Below are 20,539 nucleotides of genomic sequence, written 5' to 3' on the forward strand. Positions count from 1 at the left end.
TCAATTACAAATTACGAATTACGAATTACGAATGAAGAGTTCTCTAACAGAACGATTCTATCAGTAAGCGCCAATTCGTAATTCGTAATTCGTAATTCGTAATTTATGAAAAACACTAACCGGGTTGACCCGGGACAACTGAGCCGCAGAGATACATTTATCTCCATCCTGATCATCGGGCTGCTGTTTTTTATCTTCGGCTTTGTCACCTGGGTCAACGCTATTCTGATACCGTACTTTAAGATTGCCTGCGAGCTGACGAACTTCCAGTCTTATCTTGTAGCCTTCGCTTTTTACATTTCTTACTTTATTATGTCGGTGCCTTCGTCCTACCTGCTGAAAGCAGTGGGTTTTAAGAAAGGCATCATGATTGGGTTCTGGACGATGGCGCTGGGAGCGGCCATTTTTATCCCTGCGGCCTACACGCGCACGTATGAAGTATTTCTGCTGGGGCTGTTCACCATAGGACTGGGACTGGCAGTGCTGCAAACCGCCGCCAATCCGTATATCACCATTTTAGGGCCAAAGGAAAGTGCTGCCCAACGTATCAGTATCATGGGCATCTGCAACAAGGGCGCGGGTATTATTGCTCCGTTGATTTTTGCGGCGGTGATCCTGAAACCGACCGACAGCACGCTGTTTGCGCAATTGCAGCATATGACCGGCGCCGTGAAGGAAGCCGCACTGGACGAATTGATCCGCCGCGTGATTACGCCCTACAGTATTGTGGCCGTCGTATTGTTTTTGTTAGGACTACTGGTTCGTTATTCCCCGCTGCCGGATATCGACACGGAGAAGGAGGAAGGTGATGTAGCGGTTGCCAATGCCGGTAAAAAGAACATCTTTGGTTTTCCGCACCTGATACTTGGCGCGGTGGCTATTTTTCTTCATGTGGGCACACAGGTGGTAGCGATCGATACCATTATCGGATATGCGACTTCCATGCATATTCCGTTGATGGAAGCGAAGACGTTTCCGTCCTATACGTTGTTTGTGACCATCTGCGGTTATCTGCTGGGGATCGTTACTATTCCGAAGTTGCTCAGCCAGGTGAATGCGTTGCGTATCTGTACCTTATTAGGCGCGTTGTTCACCATCGGTATTATTTATATGCGGGGCGAAGTGAGGCTGTTAGGCCATACCACTGACGTGTCTATCTGGTTTGTGGTGTTGCTGGGATTTGCCAATTCGCTGGTATGGGCAGGTATCTGGCCGCTGGCGCTGGACGGGCTGGGGCGGTTCACCAAACTGGGTGGTTCACTGATGATCATGGGACTGAGCGGTAACGCCATGCTGCCGCCTTTATACGGTTATTTCGCTGACCACTATGATGTGCGTCATGCTTACTGGGTGTTATTCCCTTGTTACCTGTACCTGATATTTTACGCTTTCTATGGGCATAGGATCAGGCACTGGAGGCCTGTGGCGCGTTCGTTGAAAGTACACCCTGAAAAAGAATTACATGGAACAGAAAAAGTTTAAGATTGTCAACGGGCATATTGTCACGCCTTACCGGGTTATCCGTAATGGCACCCTGATCACGGAAGGCGGGCGTATCCTCGCTGTCAGTGAACGGGACGTGGACATGCCCGATGCTGTTGTGATAGATGCCGGAGGTCAATATGTGTCACCGGGTTTTGTGGACCTGCACGTGCATGGCGGCGGTGGCCATGATTTTATGGATGGCACCGTGGAGGCTTTTCTGGCGGTGGCCAGCAAACACCGTGAGTTTGGTACTACTTCCATGGTGCCGACCACGCTGAGCAGCGACAAGGCCAGTCTGTTGAGAGCAATAGCACTATATGAAGCGGCGGACAAACAGAATGGCACAGGCGCGCGTTTCGCGGGGCTTCACCTGGAAGGGCCGTATGTGGCCATGAACCAGCGGGGCGCACAGGACCCGAAGTACATCCGTAACCCGGACGCTGCGGAGTATATGGAAGTACTGGCGTCGTCCAATGTGGTGACACGCTGGAGCGCGGCGCCGGAACTACCGGGGGCATTGCCTTTCGGCCGTTACCTGCGATCTAAAGGAATTCTTGCAGCCGCCGCCCATACCGACGCGATTTACGAAGAAATGCTGGAAGCATACGAGAACGGCTATACGCATATTACGCATATGTATTCCGCCATGTCGGGCGTAACACGGCGCAATGCTTTCCGTTATGCCGGCGCTGTTGAAGCGGCCTACCTGATCGATGAAATGACGGTGGAGATTATTGCCGACGGCGTACATCTGCCGGCGCCTTTGTTAAAGCTGGTGTATAAAATCAAAGGGCCGGGCAAAACCGCTCTCATCACCGATGCTATGCGCGCCGCCGGCATGGGGCCAGGAGAAAGCATCCTCGGAGGGCTGGACAACGGTATCCCGGTGATTGTGGAAGATGGGGTAGCCAAACTGCCCGATCGCAGCTCTTTTGCCGGCAGCGTGGCCACGGCCGACCAACTGGTGCGCACCATGGTCAATATGGCGGAGGTGCCGCTGGTAGAGGCGGTACGCATGGCCACCGCTACACCTGCTGCTATCGCCGGCATCGCAAGCCATACCGGCTCGCTGGTAGAAGGAAAAGATGCTGACATCATTTTCTTCGACGAACAAATCAGGGTAAGCTCGGTTTTCCTCAAAGGGATGCAGGCAGCGAAGGAGCAATGAACCAACGATAATCACATCTTAAAAAAGACAGGCCTAGTAGCAAATGACTTTGCTGCTTAGTGCCTTTGCGTGAACATGATTCAATTTTTTGCAGATAAGTTACAAGTGCAGGTACACCCCACGCGCGTGATCATGGGTGCGGCCGCGGCTGAACAAGCCGCAGCGGCCATTGTCCGCTTGCTGGCAGTGCAGCCTGTGGTCAACATCATTTTTGCTGCAGCGCCTTCGCAGCAGGAATTCCTGGAAACGCTGGCGGTACAACCGGGTATCGACTGGCAACGGGTAAATGCTTTCCATATGGACGAATATGCAGGCCTGCCGGCCGATGCCCCACAGGGTTTTGGTAATTTTCTGCGGGACCGTATTTTTTCTAAAGTTCCGTTCCGGGAAGTGTTTTATCTCAACGGACAGGCGGCAGACCCGGTGGCCGAATGCCGCCGCTACGCCGCCTTGCTGGAGCAATATCCGACAGACATAGTGAACATGGGCATCGGCGAAAACGCCCACATCGCCTTCAATGACCCGCATGTGGCTGATTTTAATGATCCTGTGCTGGTCAAGATGGTGGACCTGGATGAGGCCTGCCGCCGGCAACAGGTCAATGACGGCTGTTTTGCGACGATAGCCGAGGTGCCGCGTTATGCCCTCACGCTCACCGTTCCTGCGTTGATGCGTGGCCGTTATCTCTTCTGCATGGTGCCTGGTGAAAAGAAAGCTACGGCTGTGCAACACACCGTACAGGGCGCTGTCCGGGAAGCATGTCCTTCTTCTGTGTTACGGACACATCCCGCGGCCGTCCTCTATCTCGACAGGGACAGTGCCGCGCATACCGATCTATCATCTTTCAACATAAAACCAACCATATGACAGGTAACATACAGGAAACAGTAGCAGCGTTACTGCAGCCATCAGACGAACTGGTAGCGGCCATGGCGGCCCTGGATGGCGATATCCTCCTGCTGGGCGTAGGCGGCAAAATCGGTCCCAGCCTGGCGAAATTGGCCAAACAGGCCATCGACAAGTCCGGTGTGCCCCGCAGGGTCATCGGCGTGTCGCGCCTGACAGAACCGGGTTTAAAAGAACAGCTGGAACAGGACGGTATCGAAACCATTGCCGCCGATCTGTTGAATGAAGACGACCTCGCCGCACTGCCGGACGTAAAAAACGTATTGTACCTCGCCGGTACCAAATTCGGCACCACCGGCAAAGAGGCCTTTACCTGGGCCATGAATGCCTACCTTCCCGGAAGAGTGGCGGAGAAATACCGCCACTCCCGTATCGTGGTGTATTCTACCGGTAACGTATACCCGCTGACACCGGTGCTGGACGGTGGCGCGGATGAATCCATGGCGCCCGCGCCGGTAGGGGAGTACGGCCAGTCGTGCCTCGGCAGGGAACGGGTGTTCCAGCATTTCTCCAACAAATACAATACGCCTGTGCTGGTGTACCGGCTCAACTATGCCAACGACCTGCAATACGGCGTACTGTTGGAAATAGCCAAATCGGTACGCGACGAAAAACCGATCGATCTGCGCATGGGCCATGTGAACGTGATCTGGCAGGGCGATGCCAATGAAATGGCTTTACGCGCATTCGCGCATTGCTCCGCGCCTGCAAAACTGCTGAACATCACCGGCCCGGAAACAGCGCCGGTACGATGGATAGCCAAAGAGTTCGGTAAGCTGCTCGGAAAAGAACCTATCCTGGTGAATGAAGAACAACCTACCGCTTTGCTGAGCAACGCTGCAGAGAGCTTCCGGTTGTTCGGCTATCCGAAAGTATCGCTGAAGGAAATGATCGGCCTCACCGCGGCGTGGCTGCAACAGGGCGGCCGCACCATCTCCAAGGCTACACACTTCCAGGAAAGGGAAGGGCAGTTTTAATCTTCATCATCTTTTACAATCAACCCATCATGATACCGGATTTATTATACAGCGGCACTGTTATCCCGGCGCACCCGCTGGCGCTGGACCCGCACAGGCAGCTCGACGAACGCCGTCAGCGCCGGCTTACCCGTTATTATATCGCCAGTGGCGTTGGCGGTGTGGCGGTGGGCGTACATACGACCCAGTTTGCCATCCGCGATCCCAAAATAGGTTTATATGAGACCGTGCTGCGACTGGCGGCAGAAGAAATAGACGCCGCGCAGCTGGCACGCCCTTTTATCAAAGTGGCCGGTCTTTGCGGCCCTACGGCACAAGCGGCCGATGAAGCCCGGACGGCACTGAAATATGGTTACCATCTGGGTTTATTAAGTTTGGGCGGTTTAAACCATCTGTCGGAAGGGGAGCTGATAGCCCATGTGCGGACAGTATCGGAAATCATCCCGGTTTTTGGCTTCTACCTGCAGCCCTCTGTGGGCGGCCGTATCCTGAGCTATCGTTTCTGGGAGCAGCTGGTGGAGGTCCCCGGCGTGAAGGCCATTAAAACGGCGCCGTTCAACCGGTATCAAACCCTCGACGTGGTGAGGGCGGTCTGTCATTCCTCCCGTTGCGATGATATTGCGCTGTATACCGGCAACGATGATAATATTGTGGCAGACCTGTTGACGGCGTACCGCTTTACAGTCAACGGCCGCGAGGTGACTAAACGTTTTGCGGGCGGACTGCTGGGCCACTGGTCGGTTTGGACCAGCCAGGTAGTGCCGCTCTTCGATCGCATAAAAAAGTGTATCATTGAGGATTATTCGGGCGCAGGAAAACTGTTGACAGAAGGGATAGCAGTCACCGACATGAATGCGGCGCTGTTTGACCCTTCCAACGCTTTCCACGGTTCCATCGCCGGTATCCATGAGGTATTGCGGCGACAGGGCCTGCTGGAGGGCATCTGGTGCCTGGATGAAAGGGAGACTTTATCCCCGGGACAGCTGGAAGAAATTGACCGTGTGGCGGCCGCTTATCCGCAGCTGACAGACGACGGTTTCGTAAAAGCTTTCCTTGAAAAGGAAAAAAATATCGTCAATGCTTAAAGAAAAAATCCGGCAGCTGGCCGGCCATATCCAGGAAGAAACGATCGCCAACCGGCGCTATCTGCATGCGCACCCGGAACTGTCCTACAGGGAGGTGAACACGGCTGCCTTTATCGCCGGCAAACTGAAGGAGCTGGACATTTCCTTTGAACCAATAGCCAATACCGGTCTGGTGGCCCTGTTACAAGGCAATAAGCCCGGAAATGGCCAGGTGGTGGCGCTGCGGGCGGATATCGACGCCCTGCCCATCCGGGAACTGAACGATGTGCCCTATAAGTCCAAACATGACGGTGTAATGCATGCCTGCGGGCACGACGTACATACGTCATCGTTACTGGGCACCGCCACTATCCTCAGCAGGATGAAAGACGATTTCGCGGGAACCGTGAAACTCATCTTCCAGCCAGCGGAAGAGCTGATCCCCGGCGGCGCCAGCATGATGATCAAAGAAGGCGTATTGGAAAACCCGCGCCCGCATCATGTACTGGGGCAACATACCATGCCTGAACTGCCTGCCGGCAAAGTGGGCTTCAGAGGCGGCCGTTACATGGCCAGCAATGACGAGATTTTTATTACAGTGAAAGGCAAAGGCGGTCATGGCGCGATGCCGCACCTGGGCATAGACCCGGTGCTGGTGGCCTGTCATATCGTGATAGCCCTGCAGCAGATCGTGAGCCGTCGTGTGAACCCGTTGCTGCCATCTGTGCTTTCTTTTGGCAAGATGCTGGCCAACGGGGCCACCAATGTGATCCCGGACGAAGTGCGGTTGGAAGGCACTTTCCGTTCTCTCGATGAGAAGTGGAGAAGGGAAGCGCATGCCAAAATAAAAAAGATGGCCGTCTCTATAGCCGAAGGCATGGAGGCAGCCTGCGATATTGAAATACATCAGGGATACCCGGTGCTGATCAACAATGAAAAATTAACCGACATTACCCGCACCTATGCGGAAGAGTTCCTCGGCGCGGATAATGTAGTGGACCTTGATATCTGGATGGCGGCGGAAGATTTTGCCTATTACTCCCAGCAGGCGGATGCCTGTTTCTACCGCCTCGGCGTGCGCAACGAGGCCCGCGGCATTGTGTCCGGCCTGCACACCGCCACTTTTGATGCCGATGAGCAGGCGTTGGAAACCGGCGCGGGCCTGATGGCTTACCTCGCCCTGAAAACACTGGGCAATTAAGAAATTATAATTGCAATGTTTCCGTGACGCCCGTTTCTTCCAGGAAGCGGGCGTCGTGCGATACCACGACCAGCGTGCCCTGGTACGCGGCGAATATCTGTGTCAGCATCTGGATGTTGGTCAGGTCCAGGTTGTTGGTCGGTTCGTCCAGGATGATCATATCGGGCGACTGGCTCCGGAGCGTCATACAGCACAGCGCCAGCCTGAGTGTTTCTCCGCCGCTTAGCGCGCTGCAGGGTTTGTCCCAGTCATCGGGGCCAAAGAGAAACCGCACCAGCATGGTATTGAGTTTACCTTCGTCCACTTTGATGTCATTGTTGGCGGCGGCTTGCTGCCGTACGGTTTTACTGCGGTCTATACTGCTGTAGTCCTGGTCCAGCACCAGGCTGCTGAACGGTGCTACGTATAGGCGTCCCTGTTGGGGCGGCAGCTGGCCGGTAATGAGTTTTATGAGCGTAGATTTACCGCTGCCGTTGTTACCTGAAATGGCCAGCCGGTCGCCGCTTTTGATGATGAAATCGAGTGGTTGCGGCCATAGTGGCGCGCCATCGGCCCAGGCATAATTAAGTGCTTCGGCCTGTACCAGTATTTTGCCTTTATGGCCGGGAGGCGTGGCAAAATGCCCTTTCATGATACGTGCCACCTGGTCGTTGGCAGAAGCTGCGTCCAGCGTGGCTTGCAGGCCTGCTACTTTTTCTGCGTGCACCTCCTGGGTGCGGGCAGTGGTTTTGGCAGCCTGGTCCCTGCGGCCGTTCATCAGGATTTTGGGAATATTCCCTTCGGCGCGGCTTTTCTGCCCGCGCGCATTTTCGCGCTGCTGCCTTTCAGCAGCCTGCTGTTGTGCTGCCCGCGCCTCTTTCAGGGATTTCTCCGCATGGGCGATTTGTTGTTGCAGGGCGGCTGTTTCTTCCGCTTTTTTCTTTTCATAAAAAGCGTAGTTGCCGCCATACACCTGCAGGCGTGCATTGGACAACTCCCAGATAGGGTTGCACAGTTCCAGCAGTTGCCGGTCGTGACTTACCACGAGCAGGGATTTGCTGCTGCGGGCCACCCATTCGTATAGCTGTGACCGTGCGGTTTTGTCAAGGTGATTGGTGGGCTCGTCCAGCAGGATGGCCGCTGGTGCGGTCAGATCGCTGCCGGCGAGGAAGGCCCTTGTCTTTTCTCCGCCACTGAGCTGCGAGAAGGGCGCTGTCAGCGGAATATGGGCGATGTCCCAGCGGGCGAACAATTGTTCGCATCGTTCCATGATGTCCCAGTCGTCGCCCAGGGCGTCGAAATGGGCTTCCTGCGTATCACCGGCCAGGATGGCCTGGAGCGCGTGAATTTTGGCGTCGATGCCCAGTACCTGGGCCACGGTACGGTCGTTGAACTGTCCGAAATGCTGTGGCACATAATAGAGGGGCGCACTCCGCACAATCGTTCCGCTTTGCGGCGCCAGCTGGCCTGCCAGTATTTTCAGCAGGGTGGATTTACCGGCGCCGTTGTCGCCGGTGATAGCGGCATGTTCGTTTTTGTCCAGTGTGAAATGCAGGTCGTCAAATAATACCCTGTTGGGCGGCAGTTGAAAATGGAGGTGTTGTGCGGTGAGTAGCATGCGTTTTGTTTGTCGTGTAAACATTAAGGTTCCGGGCGGCTGTGTGTGCTACTTGTTTCATGGGTTTAAATTTAGATGTACGAATAATCACCGGGCATGCCGTGCGATTTGTTTAAGCCAGAAAATAAAAAATATGATGAAATGCTTGCTAGGCGCAAGGTTCCGGAGCGGAACAGAAGATTATATGTGCGTGGGTAATTCTCACATGATGGGGCAAAGATACGATTTTCCCGGATCAGGCCAAAGGAAATGACAGAAAAAACGAACAGCCCTTGTCCGGATTGTTCTGGAACCATAGGCGGCCATGTTGGGCTGCAGTGTATTCGCTGCAGAGATAAAGGCCCAGCCCGATGCCTTTTTCGTTGCCGGTGCCGAAGGTGGAGCGGGCTTTCAGCGAAAAGATTTCCGGTACCCGCTTAGGGTCTATGCCGGTGCCGGTGTCACGGATGGTGATCAGGCAATGCTGGTTTTCCTGACGGGCGTCCAGCGTGATCTGTCCGCCGGGCGCAGTGAATTTGATGGCGTTGCCCACGAGGTTGCGGACGATGAGCTGCAGCATATTGAGGTCGGCCATGGCCATGATATTTTTATCAATATCAGTGGTGAGGTGCAGCCGCTTGTTGGTGATAAATGTAGCGTGTATGTCCAGCACCGGCATCACGGCTTTGTGAACATTCACCGGCGCCAGGTGTACGGTGAGTCCCTGCAACTGGCTCTTGGACCACAACAGCATGTTGTACAGCATGTCCTGCGTATTATTGACCATCATCAGCAGTTCTGCTTCCAGCTGCAACTTCTGCTCAGGCGGCAGCTGTATGTCTTTCATCAGTTCAAGATAAGATTGGATGGAGGCCATCGGGCTGCGCAGATCGTGGGAGATGATGGAAAACAGTTTGTTCTTCTCTGTGTTCAGCACTTCCAGCACCCTTGTTTTTTCTTCTCTTTGTTGTTTTTCGCTGTTATACGCATTTTTCAGGTAGATGGTACCGAAAAATATCACCAGCACACTGGTGATATAAGTAGCAGAGAGGTCCACTATCTTCGATTCCCGGTCCGGGTACATATTAGGCACCAGTTCAGGATGATAGTACTCGATAAGAATAACGGCTGTCACCAGCAACAGGTTGAAGGTCAGCCATAGCACGTATTGTCCGCGGGGCGCCACAATCATCACCAGAAAGAAGGTGAGCGTGAAGGTCATCAGGCTGGCCCCGGAGATGCCGGAGCTCACAAAATAAATCCAGGCAAACAACAAATTGACCAGTACAACGGAAATGGCTATACTGAGCGCGGAACGGTCTTTAAAACGCGAGAGGTAATACAGGCCTGCCAATGCCACCAGCAGCAGTCCGAAAATATATCCGGTCATTTTGAGGCCGGTGAAATAATTGAACGGCATCTGTACAACGCTTACTGCCATTGCGATCAGGCACATAGAGTTGAAAATGCGATTTTCCAGGGTTACTTGTTCCGGTGGGCCAACAAGGTATAATAGTTTCTCTTGCAGTTGCTTTTTAAAGTCAATTCTCATAGACGGTGGCATGTGGCAAAGCTAAAAATAAATAGCAGGAAAGAATTGGTCTACCTCAAATCTCCAAACTGGACTAATTAAAAATAGCAGCTTAATGTGAAATTTACTTACTAAAAAGCGTACCATATTTTAAAAAAGGGTTCAGCGAATCATTTAAAGAAACCAAGAAAGGAGAATGTTAGCAAAGATTACGCAGACCTACCGGTCTTCATTTAGTGGACTGAGCAGGGAAACCTGGCTACTGAGCCTGGTGATATTGATTAACCGTACGGGTACCATGGTGGCGCCGTTTCTGAGCATCTATCTGACGAAGAACCTGCACCGCGACATTGCCGACGCGGGCCTTATTATAACCTTATTTGGGGTCGGTGCTGTACTGGGATCGCTGGCAAGCGGCTACTTCATTGATAAACTGGGTTTCCGGGCCGTTCAGATTTTTACCTCCATTGCCGGTGGCCTGTTGTTCATCACCTTTGGTTATATCACTCATTTTTCCGTCCTCTGTGTGATGACGGTCGTACTGAGCTTTGTGGCGGAAGCCTTCAGACCTGCCAACGGGGCAGCCATTGCCGCCTATTCCAAACCGGAGAACCTGACCCGTTCCTATTCGCTCAACCGCTTTGCGATGAACCTTGGCTGGGCATTGGGCAGCTCTATCGGTGGTATCCTGGCGGCCATCAACTATCACCTGTTGTTCTGGGTAGAAGGGGGCGTATATATTTTAGTGGGACTGTTGATCACCTTTTTATTGCCGGCCTACAAAGGAGCGCCGCGCACCGCCACTGTCAGTCATGTTACCGGCGAGCTTCCCATCTGGAAAGATCCTTTCCTGTTCCGTTTCCTGATCTGGGTCACCATCTATACCGCCTCTTTCGGGCTTATTTTCCGTCTGGTGCCGATCTACTGGAAAAACGACTGGCATATGAACGAGTCGTTGATAGGACTGTTGCTGGGGGTGAACGGCGTAATCATCGCTTTGTTTGAAATGGTGCTGGTAAGACGATGGGAGAGCCGCAAATCATCGCTGTACTATATTGTGGGCGGTGTGGTGGTAACAGCGGTTGGTTACCTGTTTTTCCTGGTGCCGCCCGTGGTGCCGGTCATATTTGCTTTTCTGGGGGTAGTGTTTTTTACCGTCGGGGAGATGATGGCGTTTCCTTTTATCAACGCGGTGATCATGGGCCGCTCCAATGACACGAACAGAGGACGTTATGCAGCGGCATATGCGCTGACCTGGTCGGTGGCCCAGGTGATAGGACCGGGTGGCGGCGCGCTGGTAGCGGAACGTTGGGGCTTTGTTATGTTGTGGTCCATACTGATCGTTGTTTGTATCATCTGTGCGGTAGGACTATGGCGCCTGTCCCTGAAAAAGGCCGTGGCGGCTTGATCCGTAACCATTTCGTGTTAGCCGGAACGTTTAAATCCTTATATTTATAGCGGATTTAAATGAAAATATCGCTGATGGCCATTGTTGATACAGTTAATGCAGACAGGTATCCCTTTCTTGCCGGTGGTGGTGAAACCGGCGCCCTCATCAGAAACTATCCCTGGGAGCAAACTTCGATAGGCGCGGTAGATGGATGGCCTCAAAGCTTGAAAACCTGTTTAAGGATCATCCTCACTTCCAGTCAACCCATGTTTGTATGGTGGGGACCTGAACTGCTCAATTTTTATAATGATGCTTACCGTGCTATTGTCGGCGGCAAACATCCGGCCAGCCTCGGCCAGCCGGCCCGTATGGTATGGTCGGAGATCTGGGACCAGATCAAGCCCCGTGTGGAACAGTGCATGCGCGACAACGAAGGCACCTACGATGAAGCCCTGCTGCTGATCATGGAGCGCAACGGCTATCCGGAAGAGACCTACTATACGTTTTCATACAGCCCGATTCCCGGTGACGATGGCGAGCCCGGAGGTATCCTGTGCGCCAACACCGACGATACAGAGCGTATCATATCTGCCCGTCAGATGCGCACGCTGAAGGACCTCGCACGGTTCAACCTGAACAATAAACAGGTACGGGACGTATATACCAACAGCCTCCTGGCTTTAAAGGAAAATGAATACGATTTCCCTTTTGCTTGTTTTTATGTGCTCGATAATGAGCCGGAGTATCTCAATCGTTATACAGCTAATGACCTGCCGGAAAATTTCTTCCCGGCAGAAACGGGCGTACACAACGACACATTGGTATGGCCGCTGGCCGAGGTGCTGCAAAGCCATAAGCCGGTGTTGACAGACCAGCTCCGGAGTAAAGCAGGGCCACTGCCGTCCGGCGCCTGGAAATTATCGCCCGACAAAGCGTTGGTAGTACCCGTGCTGGACAGCAATTCGGGTGCGCCTTATGGTGTATTGATCATTGGTCTGAACCCACACCGGCAACCTGATGAAAAATACCTGGCGTTTTTCCGGATGGTGGCCGATCAGATCGGGAGCGCCATTGCAGCTACCAGGGCGTATGAAGAAGAACAACAACGGGTCAATGCCTTGCTGGAAATAGACCGCGCCAAAACTATTTTCTTCAGTAACATCAGCCATGAATTCAGAACGCCGTTGTCCCTGATGTTAGGCCCGCTGGAAGATATGCTGGACCGGGGAGACCAGTTGCCTGACGGTATGGTGGAAGAACTGCAACTGGCGCAACGCAACACAAGGCGCCTGCTGAAGCTGGTGAATTCCCTGCTGGATTTTTCCAGTATCGAAGCCGGTAAAATACACGCAAATTATTGCCCCGTAGACATGGCCTCATTTGTCCGTGACCTGGTGAGCAATTTCGAGCCGGCCATCCGTAAAGCCGGTGTCACGCTGGTGACAGACTACGACCACTTTTCACAACCAGTGTATGTGGACAGGGACATGTGGGAGAAAATAGTACTGAACCTCGTTTCCAATGCATTTAAATATACGCTGGAAGGACAGATCACCATCAGCCTGCGGGAACATACCGATTGTATGGTGCTGATAGTGGAAGATACCGGCGTAGGTATTCCGTTTGCTGAACTGCCCAATCTTTTCCAACGTTTCCACCGCGTATATAACAAAAACGGCCGAAGCCAGGAAGGTACCGGTATTGGCCTGTCACTGGTGCATGAGCTGGTACGGCTGCATGGTGGGCATATCACCGTCAGCAGCCAGGAAGGCGCAGGGTCCATCTTCTCCGTCAGTATACCGCTGGGATATGCCCATCTTCCGGCAGACAAAGTAAAACATGACGCAACGGGCCATGGAGGTCTCGACAGCCGGCATGCCTTTGTGGAAGAAGCTTCCCGGTGGGATGGCACCACCTCCTTTAAGCCGGCAGGTAACGAAGAAGGCAAGCCATATATCCTGCTGGCCGATGACAATGCGGACATGCGGGAGTATATTAAAAAACTGCTGGGCGACCGTTATGAAGTAGTAGCCGTAGGCGACGGAGCCGCCGCGCTGGAAGCCATTGCCCGCCGTCCTGCCGATCTGGTGATCAGCGATGTGATGATGCCGCTGATAGATGGTTTTGCACTGGTGAAACTACTGAAACAAAACCCGGCCACCATGCACCTGCCGGTACTGCTGTTGTCTGCCAGGGCCGGCGAAGAAGCGACGGTGGAAGGCCTGGGCGCCGGTGCCGACGATTACCTGGCCAAACCCTTTTCTTCCCGTGAACTGATGTCGAGGGTAGATGCGAATATCAATACGGCAAAAGCCCGCAACTATGTGGCCAGCCAACTGCGCGACCTGTTCAGGCAGGCGCCCGTAGCCATTCTGCTATTGCAGGGGCCGGACCATATCGTGGAACTGGCCAACAACCGTTATCTCGAAACAGTAGGCATGGAAGAAACAGAAATGGTGGGCAGGTCATTGCTGGACATCGTGCCAGCGCTGAACACCAACGGGTACCGTGAAATACTGGACAAAGTGCTGCATACCGGTAAACCCTATGAAGGCAAAGCACAGGAATTAACGTTTATCCGTCAGCGTAGTCACGTCAAACAATATTTTAATTATGTGCTGCACCCCGTGCGGGATTATAACGGAGGCATTACCGGCATCATGATGGTGGCGGTGGACGTGACGGAAACAGTAGATGCCCTGCGGCGGGTGGAAAGCAGCGAACGGTACTACCGTCATCTGCTGCAAGGCCTGCCGGCAGCAATATATACCTGCGATGCGGACGGCCGCATACTGTGGTATAATGAAGCCGCCGTGGAATTATGGGGCCGTGCACCTGTTGTCGGAAAAGACATGTGGTGCGGCTCCTGGAAAATTTTTGATATCGATGGCATTACGCCGGTACCACTGGACACTTGTCCGATGGCCCGGGTATTGCAGACAGGAGAGGCTATCCGCGGGGCAGAAATCATCGTGGAAAGACCTGACGGCACCCGCAGACATGTGCAGCCCTACCCTGACCCCGTTTTCGATGAGCAGGGACGTATAACCGGCGCCGTTAATATGCTGATCGATATCACCGACCTGAGGGCCGCAGAAATACATATGGCACGCCTGGCCGCCATCGTGGAAGGCTCCGACGACGCCATTGTCAGTAAAACGCTCGATGGCATCATTACCAGCTGGAACCCCGGCGCAGAAAAACTTTTTGGTTATACCAGCCAGGAGGCCATAGGACAATCGATCATGATCCTGATACCGGAAGACCGTGCAGAGGAAGAAACAGAAATTATAAACCGGCTCAGGAAAGGACTGGTTGTTGACCACTTCGAAACCCAACGCAAAACAAAAGATGGCCGCCTGCTGGACATCTCCCTGACGGTATCTCCCCTGAAAGACGCACAGGGACGTATTGTTGGGGCATCTAAGATAGCGCGGGATATCACCGAACAGCGAAAACTTTTCTCCGCCCTCCAGGAAAGCGAAGCGCGTTACATGCAGGTGGCGCAGGAAATGGAGGCGATCGTGGCCCAGCGTACGCTCGAACTCACAGAAGCCAACTATTATCTCGAAAAATCCAATAAGGAGCTGGAGCAGTTTGCATTTGTGACCAGTCATGATCTGCAGGAGCCGCTGCGGAAAATTCATACGTTCGCCGGTCTGCTCAGTGATTCCACACAGGGCATGTTAAGCGATACCGGCAAATTGTACGTGGAAAAGATGATGATCAGCGCCCGGCGTATGTCACAGCTGATACATGACCTGCTGAATTTCTCCCGTCTAAACCGTACGGATGATCCTTTTGTGCCCACCGACCTTCATGAGGTGATGACACATGTGATCAATGATTTTGAAGTGGCGATAGGGCAGAAAAACGCTACAGTGACGATTGATCCGTTGCCCGTTATAACCGCGGTGCCGTTACAGATGAACCAGCTGCTGTACAACCTGCTCGGTAATGCATTAAAGTTCACCGCAGAAGACCGTGCCCCGGAAATACGCGTCAGCGCACGATTGCTGACGCCGGAGGACTTTGCCGTTTATCCTGAACTGGACAGCAGCCGCAGCTATTATGAGATCTCTGTAAAAGACAATGGTATTGGTTTTAACCAGGTGTATGAAGATAAGATCTTTCAGATTTTCCAGCGCCTGAACAACCGTACCACTTATGAAGGCACCGGTATCGGGCTGGCGTTGTGCAACAAGATCGCCCTTAACCACAAGGGGTGTATCCGCGCATTTGGCATTCCGGGCGAGGGCGCCGTTTTTAACGTTGTTTTGCCTGCCATGTAAATGTTAACCCGGCCTCCTTCGATTGGTACTTTTTTTGATCGATGCAGCTGTCCGCCTATTTATCTCTTTTATCGTTGACCAGGTTAATTGCGAATACATGATTATAAAAGAGCTGCATGTGGTGATTGAAACACCCAAAGGGAGCAGTGAAAAATATGATTTTGATCCGGTGTCACGCTTCTTTGTTTTAAGCGAGGCATTGCCCGCCGGCATGATGTTCCCGTTTGACATGGGCTTCATTCCCGGCACCAGGGCAGAAGATGGAAACCCGCTGAACGTGATGGTATTGTCCGAATTCAAAACTTTTACCGGTTGTATGATTAAATGCCGGTTAATCGGCGCCATTAAGGCCGTTGTGTATGAGCCCGACGGGGCGCAGGTACGGATGGACCGGTATATTGCCGTGCCGTTTTTGTCAAGGGTCTACAAGGAAGTGGACGTGGTGCCGGATAAACTGGTGCGGGAATTGGAGAGCTTTTTTGTGGCCTACCACGGACTGGAAGGCAGGCTGTTTAAACCGGCCGGCTATCTGGACGCGGCCCCGGCCTATGAGCAGATAAAATTCGTTTGATATGGATATCGCTGTTGTCTTGTGGGGCGACGGAGAGAAACTGGACCTTTTGCAGATGTCTGTCCGCGCCGTCTGTATGTTTTTTATTGCCTTCCTCCTGATCCGGCTGGGAGGCATGCGGATCTTTGGCAAACGTTCTCCGTTTGATACGATCATTATCATTATGATGGGCGCTATTCTCGCCAGGGGAGTCATTGGGGCATCACCTTTCTGGTCCACGGTGGCGGCATCCGCCACCATGGTCGTCATCAATCGTATCATGGCATGGTCATGCGCCGCCAATGACGCCGTTAACGATATAATAAAAGGAAAACGCCTGCTGCTGTATGAGAATGGCCAGATGCACTGGGATAATATGAAAGTAGCAGCGTTAAGTAAATCGGACCTGATGGAAAGTCTCAGACTGGAGACGAAACAAGACTCACTGGAAAAGATAGAGAAGGCGTATATGGAAACGAACGGAAGAATCAGTTTCCTGCTGAAGAAGTCTACTTAAAACACTTGTGCCATTTTTCTTCCAGCACATCTTTTAAAATACGACAGAGGGCATCAAAAGAATCCGGCTTGGTGACAAACAGGCGGGCGCCCAGCGCCATGGATTCCTGTACATCTTCCACCATATCGGAAGTACTGAGGACCACTACTTTGGTAATGCTTCGGTGAATGAGTTTCCCCAGTTCCCGCAAACACTCCTTGCCGTTCATCATCGGCATGTTCATGTCCAGGAATATATAATCCGGATCGACAATTTTTCTGGTAAAGAGCATATCAATGGCCTGGATACCGCTTTCGCAGTAGTGGGTCTCCACATCGGGCGAGACTTTCTTGATGGCTTCACTGAAAAAAATCCTGTCATCAGCGTCATCATCGATGACCAGGAGGGTGTGTGGCTTCATGTTATATGGTTAAATCAGGTTTACAAGTGAAAAATTCCAATCTAAATTTCTCAGTTTGATATTTTCATAGGGTTATAAATATCGGTCATTTAATAGATAAAATCAAATAATAATATACGTAATATATTGTTGTGACAGCTAAAGCCGATTGGAGTTTTATTTGCAAGGATAATCAGGAATCCTGTAAATAGTTATCTTATGAAGATCACTCACCGTTTGTTGTTGTGGTCGTTGTTCTGGACGGCCTGTCACGTGGCGCCCAGGCAGCCGGTGATAACGCCGGATGTGCCGCTGGGCTCTCATACCGCCTCGCTGGGCCTATTGTTTTACCGGGGCAAATCATTTCCGTCAAAATACCATCATGGCGCGTTTATTACGCAGCATGGCTCCTGGAACCGCTCTGTTATCTCCGGTTATAAAGTAGTCTTTGTTCCTTTCCAAAACGGCCGTCCTGCGGGCCCCCCGGAAGATTTTCTGACCGGTTTTGTGGCAAATCAGACCCAAAGTGAGGTACACGGCCGCCCGGTAGGGATCGCCATGCTGGCCGATGGCGATTTACTGATTACGGATGATGTCAGCAATGTGATCTGGCGGATACACCACCATTGATATTTAGGGGTTTTTTGATTTTGCGATTTTTTGATTTTGCGAATAAAAGCGAAGACCAAAGCGATTAATTACTTGCTTTGGTCTTCGCTTTTTTATCATCCGGAAAATCAAAAAATCCTTAAATGGACTTATTGTTCTTTCACAATCCTTTTAACCGCTATATTATTGTCCTGTACCAGTTTGATGATATACACACCACCGGGTTGGCGGCCGCCATGGAAAACGGCCTGGTGAGTGCCGGCGGACTGCTGCCCGTTAACCAGTACCGCTACCGGCTGACCGGCGAGGTTGTATACAATCAGGCTGGCGACGCCGGCTTTATCCAGCGTATAGGTAACATGCAGGTCTTCCCGGAAAGGAACAGGGTAGGCGTCCACGTTAAGCTTGCCGGCTTTTGACGGCGCATCGTTCACGGGGTTGAAGATAGCCGCAGAAGTGGCTGCCAGTGCGGCCTGCGTTTTAACTTTCACTTCGGTGTAACTGTTCCATGCGTTGACATCATTGCCATGTCCTGCAATTCGTACATACTTGGCCGTTACTGCGGTGAAATTAAAGGATTCGAAGGCAGTGGAGGTGCCGCTGCTGACTTTGTTGGCCGCTACGGTGGTCCAGCTGGTGCCGTTGCTGCTAACGAGGATATCGAATTTCGCTTTTCGGCTGTCGCCTTTATAGAAGGCGATGTCTACGCCGGTAACGGTTTGTGCGGTGCCGAGGCAGAATTGTATATACTGTTCACCACTGGCAGACCAGCGGGTGTTAAAATCATTGTCTAGTACATTGGCGGCCACGTTGCCATCGTCGCCGCTGGCTTCTACCGGGTTGCAACCGGGCGTGGCGGCCACGGTGATGTTAACGGTGGCGGAGGTGGTGCTGTTGTTGCCGTTATCAGTGGCTTTGGCGGTAAGAGCATAGCTACCGGCGGCCACATTGTTCCAGGTGTAGGAGTAGGGACTGGTAGTGTCTTCGCCCAGTTTGGTGCTGCCGTTGAAGAACTCCACTTTTTTCACGGTGCCGTCGCTGTCGGCAGCATCAGCGTTGATGGTTACACTGGCCGGCGCCGTATAGGCGGTATTGTTAGCCGGTGCGGTGATGCTCACGGTAGGCGATTGGTTAACAGGGCCGGAGTTGCCGGGTATCCACCAGTTGCCGGAGATGAAGAGTTGGCAAAGAAGCCCGTAAGAGTCACTGTAATAGCCGCTTTTGGCGGATTTTAACCAGTTCCAGCCGGCGTTGAGGAAAGCCTGGTTGTTGCTGCTCACCACGGAAGCGGCCACGAAAGGCCCGATGAATACGGCTTCCTGGCCGGAACCACGGTTGCTGCCGTTCAGTTTGTAACCGTCTACGATAGCAGTGGGATTGTTGTTGGTTTTTGTTTTCACCCAGTTCACCATTTTGTTGGTGATGGTCAGTGCGTTGCTGTTGCCGTACATGGCGTAGTCCATCACAATGCGGAGGGGTACGCGGCAGGCGTTGTAGTTGTATTCGTTGGTTTCCGGGTACTCGTCCAGGAAATTCTGAGGGGCCGGTTCTGGTGGATTTTTCACCACGAAATCAGAGATGAGGCCGGTGGTGGAGGAATAAGTGGCGGAGAATTGGGAGTATACGCTATAGAGGTTGTTGATCACGGAAGTCCAGGTGGCGTCGCCAGTTTCCTGGTAGAAGGCCCGCATGTGGTCCATCATCCAGTCAGACGGACGGGTGTCGTATGTGGATTTGGAATCGGAATCGCTGAGACTGAGGCGTTTGTTGGTCGTCACATAACTTACTTTCAGTCCGTTGTTGATCATGTCTTTGGCTTCTGCGAGGTAGTTGATGGCGCCGTTGGAGCCCCACTGGTAGTGTGCCAGGATCAGTGCATAGGCGATATCGATGTCGCCATCGGTGGCGGAGCCGAAATGTCCCTGCGCGCTGGCGGCATCGGCCACCACCCAGCCCATCAGCTTGGGGTTTTCCGAGCTGTGAAATGCCCGTGCGGTCTTGAACAGGCCATTAAAAATCGTTTGTGCGTTGGGGTCATGGCCGGCCATCAGGACTACGATCACCATGCCATAGCCTTGTCCTTCTGAAGAGCCCAGTGCTTTGTAGCCGTCCGGGTTACCGGTGATTTCGCCTTTTACATAGTAGCCGCCCGGCAATGAAGTAAGATTGTTCTTCAGATAGGTGGCTTTCCAGTAATCGTAATAACTGGCCACGCTGGCGTTCATGGCAGCCTGGGTAACGTTGTTGGGCTTGATACAGTTAGGATAGCTGATGGCTTGCGGGAAAGGCTTGTTTTGTGCCTGCGCGCAAAAACCGGCTACGTTCAACAGACCGGCCAACAAAAACAATAAATGTTTGGTCATAAGGGTTTGTTTTAGGGGTGAGTGATTAAAGAAAAGATGTTGGTATGCTACATAGTTTGTTTCCGTTAAAAGTGTCCGGGCACAGTGGTTTCCGTCTGGTTACAGGTTTCCATTACATCATCTCCGTTTCGGTACAGTGGGGCATCGCCTGGTTGCAGGCGTTGTCTCCGTTTTCATTATTGTATATTTTTCAGGTGATTACAGGCGATATCTGGGTACTGTTTCCGTCTTGTCATAGTTTCCGCGCTGGTACAGTGTTTTATATCGTTGTAGGTGGCTGTATTACCTGGTATTTTTGTTTGTGTTTCGTTGTTGCTCCGCTACAAGAGGGTCTTCGTCGGGTTTGGCCGGGCTGCTGCTGTGTTCTCCTTTTTGTGCTTACAGTGCTGCTATAATGCAATCGTTTTCATAAATGGTTATCTTTTTCCGTGTAATAGTCCCGCCTATAGTCTGTTTACTTCAATCAATCGATTGCACTATAATGTTAAGATAAGTGATTTTTTTTGAATTTGTCAAGTGACAGACGGAAAT

Annotated in this window: 15 protein-coding genes; 11 read left to right on the forward strand and 4 right to left on the reverse strand. The window is 52.4% G+C overall.

The features are described 5' to 3' along the window. Nucleotides 1–105 precede the first annotated feature (105 nt). The 6 genes from ACTJJS_RS06170 to ACTJJS_RS06195 all read left to right on the forward strand — a co-directional run bounded on the left by ACTJJS_RS06170 (nt 106) and on the right by ACTJJS_RS06195 (nt 6,801). The gene (locus ACTJJS_RS06170; RefSeq protein ID WP_440662882.1) at nt 106–1,482 is read left to right on the forward strand and encodes a sugar MFS transporter; all 1,377 of its coding nucleotides are present in this window, start codon (nt 106–108) and stop codon (nt 1,480–1,482) included. After that, nucleotides 1,463–2,653, forward strand: a complete 1,191-nt coding sequence (gene nagA / locus ACTJJS_RS06175; protein ID WP_440662883.1) for an N-acetylglucosamine-6-phosphate deacetylase — start codon at nt 1,463–1,465, stop codon at nt 2,651–2,653. The genes ACTJJS_RS06170 and nagA overlap by 20 nt, the downstream gene beginning before the upstream one ends. Before the next feature lie 75 nt (nt 2,654–2,728). Next, entirely contained in the window at nt 2,729–3,520 is a 792-nt protein-coding gene (locus ACTJJS_RS06180) for a glucosamine-6-phosphate deaminase (RefSeq protein ID WP_440662884.1), read from the forward strand. Beyond that, nucleotides 3,517–4,536, forward strand: a complete 1,020-nt coding sequence (locus ACTJJS_RS06185; protein WP_440662885.1) for an NAD-dependent epimerase/dehydratase family protein — start codon at nt 3,517–3,519, stop codon at nt 4,534–4,536. Before ACTJJS_RS06180 ends, ACTJJS_RS06185 begins: the two co-directional genes overlap by 4 nt. Nucleotides 4,537–4,565: 29 nt before the next feature. Then, nucleotides 4,566–5,621, forward strand: a complete 1,056-nt coding sequence (locus tag ACTJJS_RS06190; protein WP_440662886.1) for a dihydrodipicolinate synthase family protein — start codon at nt 4,566–4,568, stop codon at nt 5,619–5,621. Beyond that, complete coding sequence (locus ACTJJS_RS06195; protein WP_440662887.1) at nt 5,614–6,801, forward strand: M20 metallopeptidase family protein; 1,188 nt, start codon at nt 5,614–5,616, stop codon at nt 6,799–6,801. Before ACTJJS_RS06190 ends, ACTJJS_RS06195 begins: the two co-directional genes overlap by 8 nt. A 4-nt stretch (nt 6,802–6,805) precedes the next feature. Here ACTJJS_RS06195 and ACTJJS_RS06200 read toward each other — a convergent pair whose 3' ends face one another. Together ACTJJS_RS06200 and ACTJJS_RS06205 are read right to left on the reverse strand one after the other, a co-directional pair. Further along, nucleotides 6,806–8,398, reverse strand: coding sequence for an ABC-F family ATP-binding cassette domain-containing protein (locus ACTJJS_RS06200; RefSeq protein ID WP_343746924.1), 1,593 nt, complete (start codon nt 8,396–8,398; stop codon nt 6,806–6,808). A gap of 235 nt (nt 8,399–8,633) precedes the next feature. Continuing rightward, the gene (locus ACTJJS_RS06205) at nt 8,634–9,833 is read right to left on the reverse strand and encodes a sensor histidine kinase (RefSeq protein WP_440662888.1); all 1,200 of its coding nucleotides are present in this window, start codon (nt 9,831–9,833) and stop codon (nt 8,634–8,636) included. A gap of 271 nt (nt 9,834–10,104) precedes the next feature. On the opposite strand from ACTJJS_RS06205, the gene ACTJJS_RS06210 reads away from it, so the two are divergent. From ACTJJS_RS06210 to ACTJJS_RS06225, 4 genes are all read left to right on the forward strand, one after another. Beyond that, complete coding sequence (locus tag ACTJJS_RS06210) at nt 10,105–11,316, forward strand: MFS transporter (protein ID WP_168868824.1); 1,212 nt, start codon at nt 10,105–10,107, stop codon at nt 11,314–11,316. Nucleotides 11,317–11,375: 59 nt separating this feature from the next. Continuing rightward, complete coding sequence (locus tag ACTJJS_RS06215; protein ID WP_440662889.1) at nt 11,376–15,590, forward strand: PAS domain S-box protein; 4,215 nt, start codon at nt 11,376–11,378, stop codon at nt 15,588–15,590. Nucleotides 15,591–15,687: 97 nt separating this feature from the next. After that, nucleotides 15,688–16,161: an inorganic diphosphatase gene (locus tag ACTJJS_RS06220; RefSeq protein ID WP_168868822.1), complete on the forward strand. Its 474-nt coding sequence runs from the start codon at nt 15,688–15,690 to the stop codon at nt 16,159–16,161. Nucleotide 16,162: 1 nt separating this feature from the next. Further along, entirely contained in the window at nt 16,163–16,657 is a 495-nt protein-coding gene (locus ACTJJS_RS06225) for a DUF421 domain-containing protein (RefSeq protein WP_440662890.1), read from the forward strand. Here ACTJJS_RS06225 and ACTJJS_RS06230 read toward each other — a convergent pair. Continuing rightward, on the reverse strand, nt 16,650–17,057 hold the full coding sequence (locus ACTJJS_RS06230) for a response regulator (protein WP_168868820.1): 408 nt from the start codon (nt 17,055–17,057) through the stop codon (nt 16,650–16,652). The genes ACTJJS_RS06225 and ACTJJS_RS06230 overlap by 8 nt on opposite strands. A 198-nt stretch (nt 17,058–17,255) precedes the next feature. Here ACTJJS_RS06230 and ACTJJS_RS06235 point away from each other — a divergent pair, with 198 nt between their 5' ends. Continuing rightward, the gene (locus tag ACTJJS_RS06235) at nt 17,256–17,666 is read left to right on the forward strand and encodes a PQQ-dependent sugar dehydrogenase (protein WP_440662891.1); all 411 of its coding nucleotides are present in this window, start codon (nt 17,256–17,258) and stop codon (nt 17,664–17,666) included. A 128-nt stretch (nt 17,667–17,794) separates the two neighbouring features. Here ACTJJS_RS06235 and ACTJJS_RS06240 read toward each other — a convergent pair whose 3' ends face one another. Next, complete coding sequence (locus ACTJJS_RS06240; RefSeq protein ID WP_440662892.1) at nt 17,795–20,008, reverse strand: glycosyl hydrolase family 8; 2,214 nt, start codon at nt 20,006–20,008, stop codon at nt 17,795–17,797. Nucleotides 20,009–20,539 lie beyond the last annotated feature (531 nt).

Source organism: Chitinophaga sp. 22308, from assembly GCF_052045305.1.
Classification (GTDB): Bacteria; Bacteroidota; Bacteroidia; order Chitinophagales; family Chitinophagaceae; genus Chitinophaga; species Chitinophaga varians_A.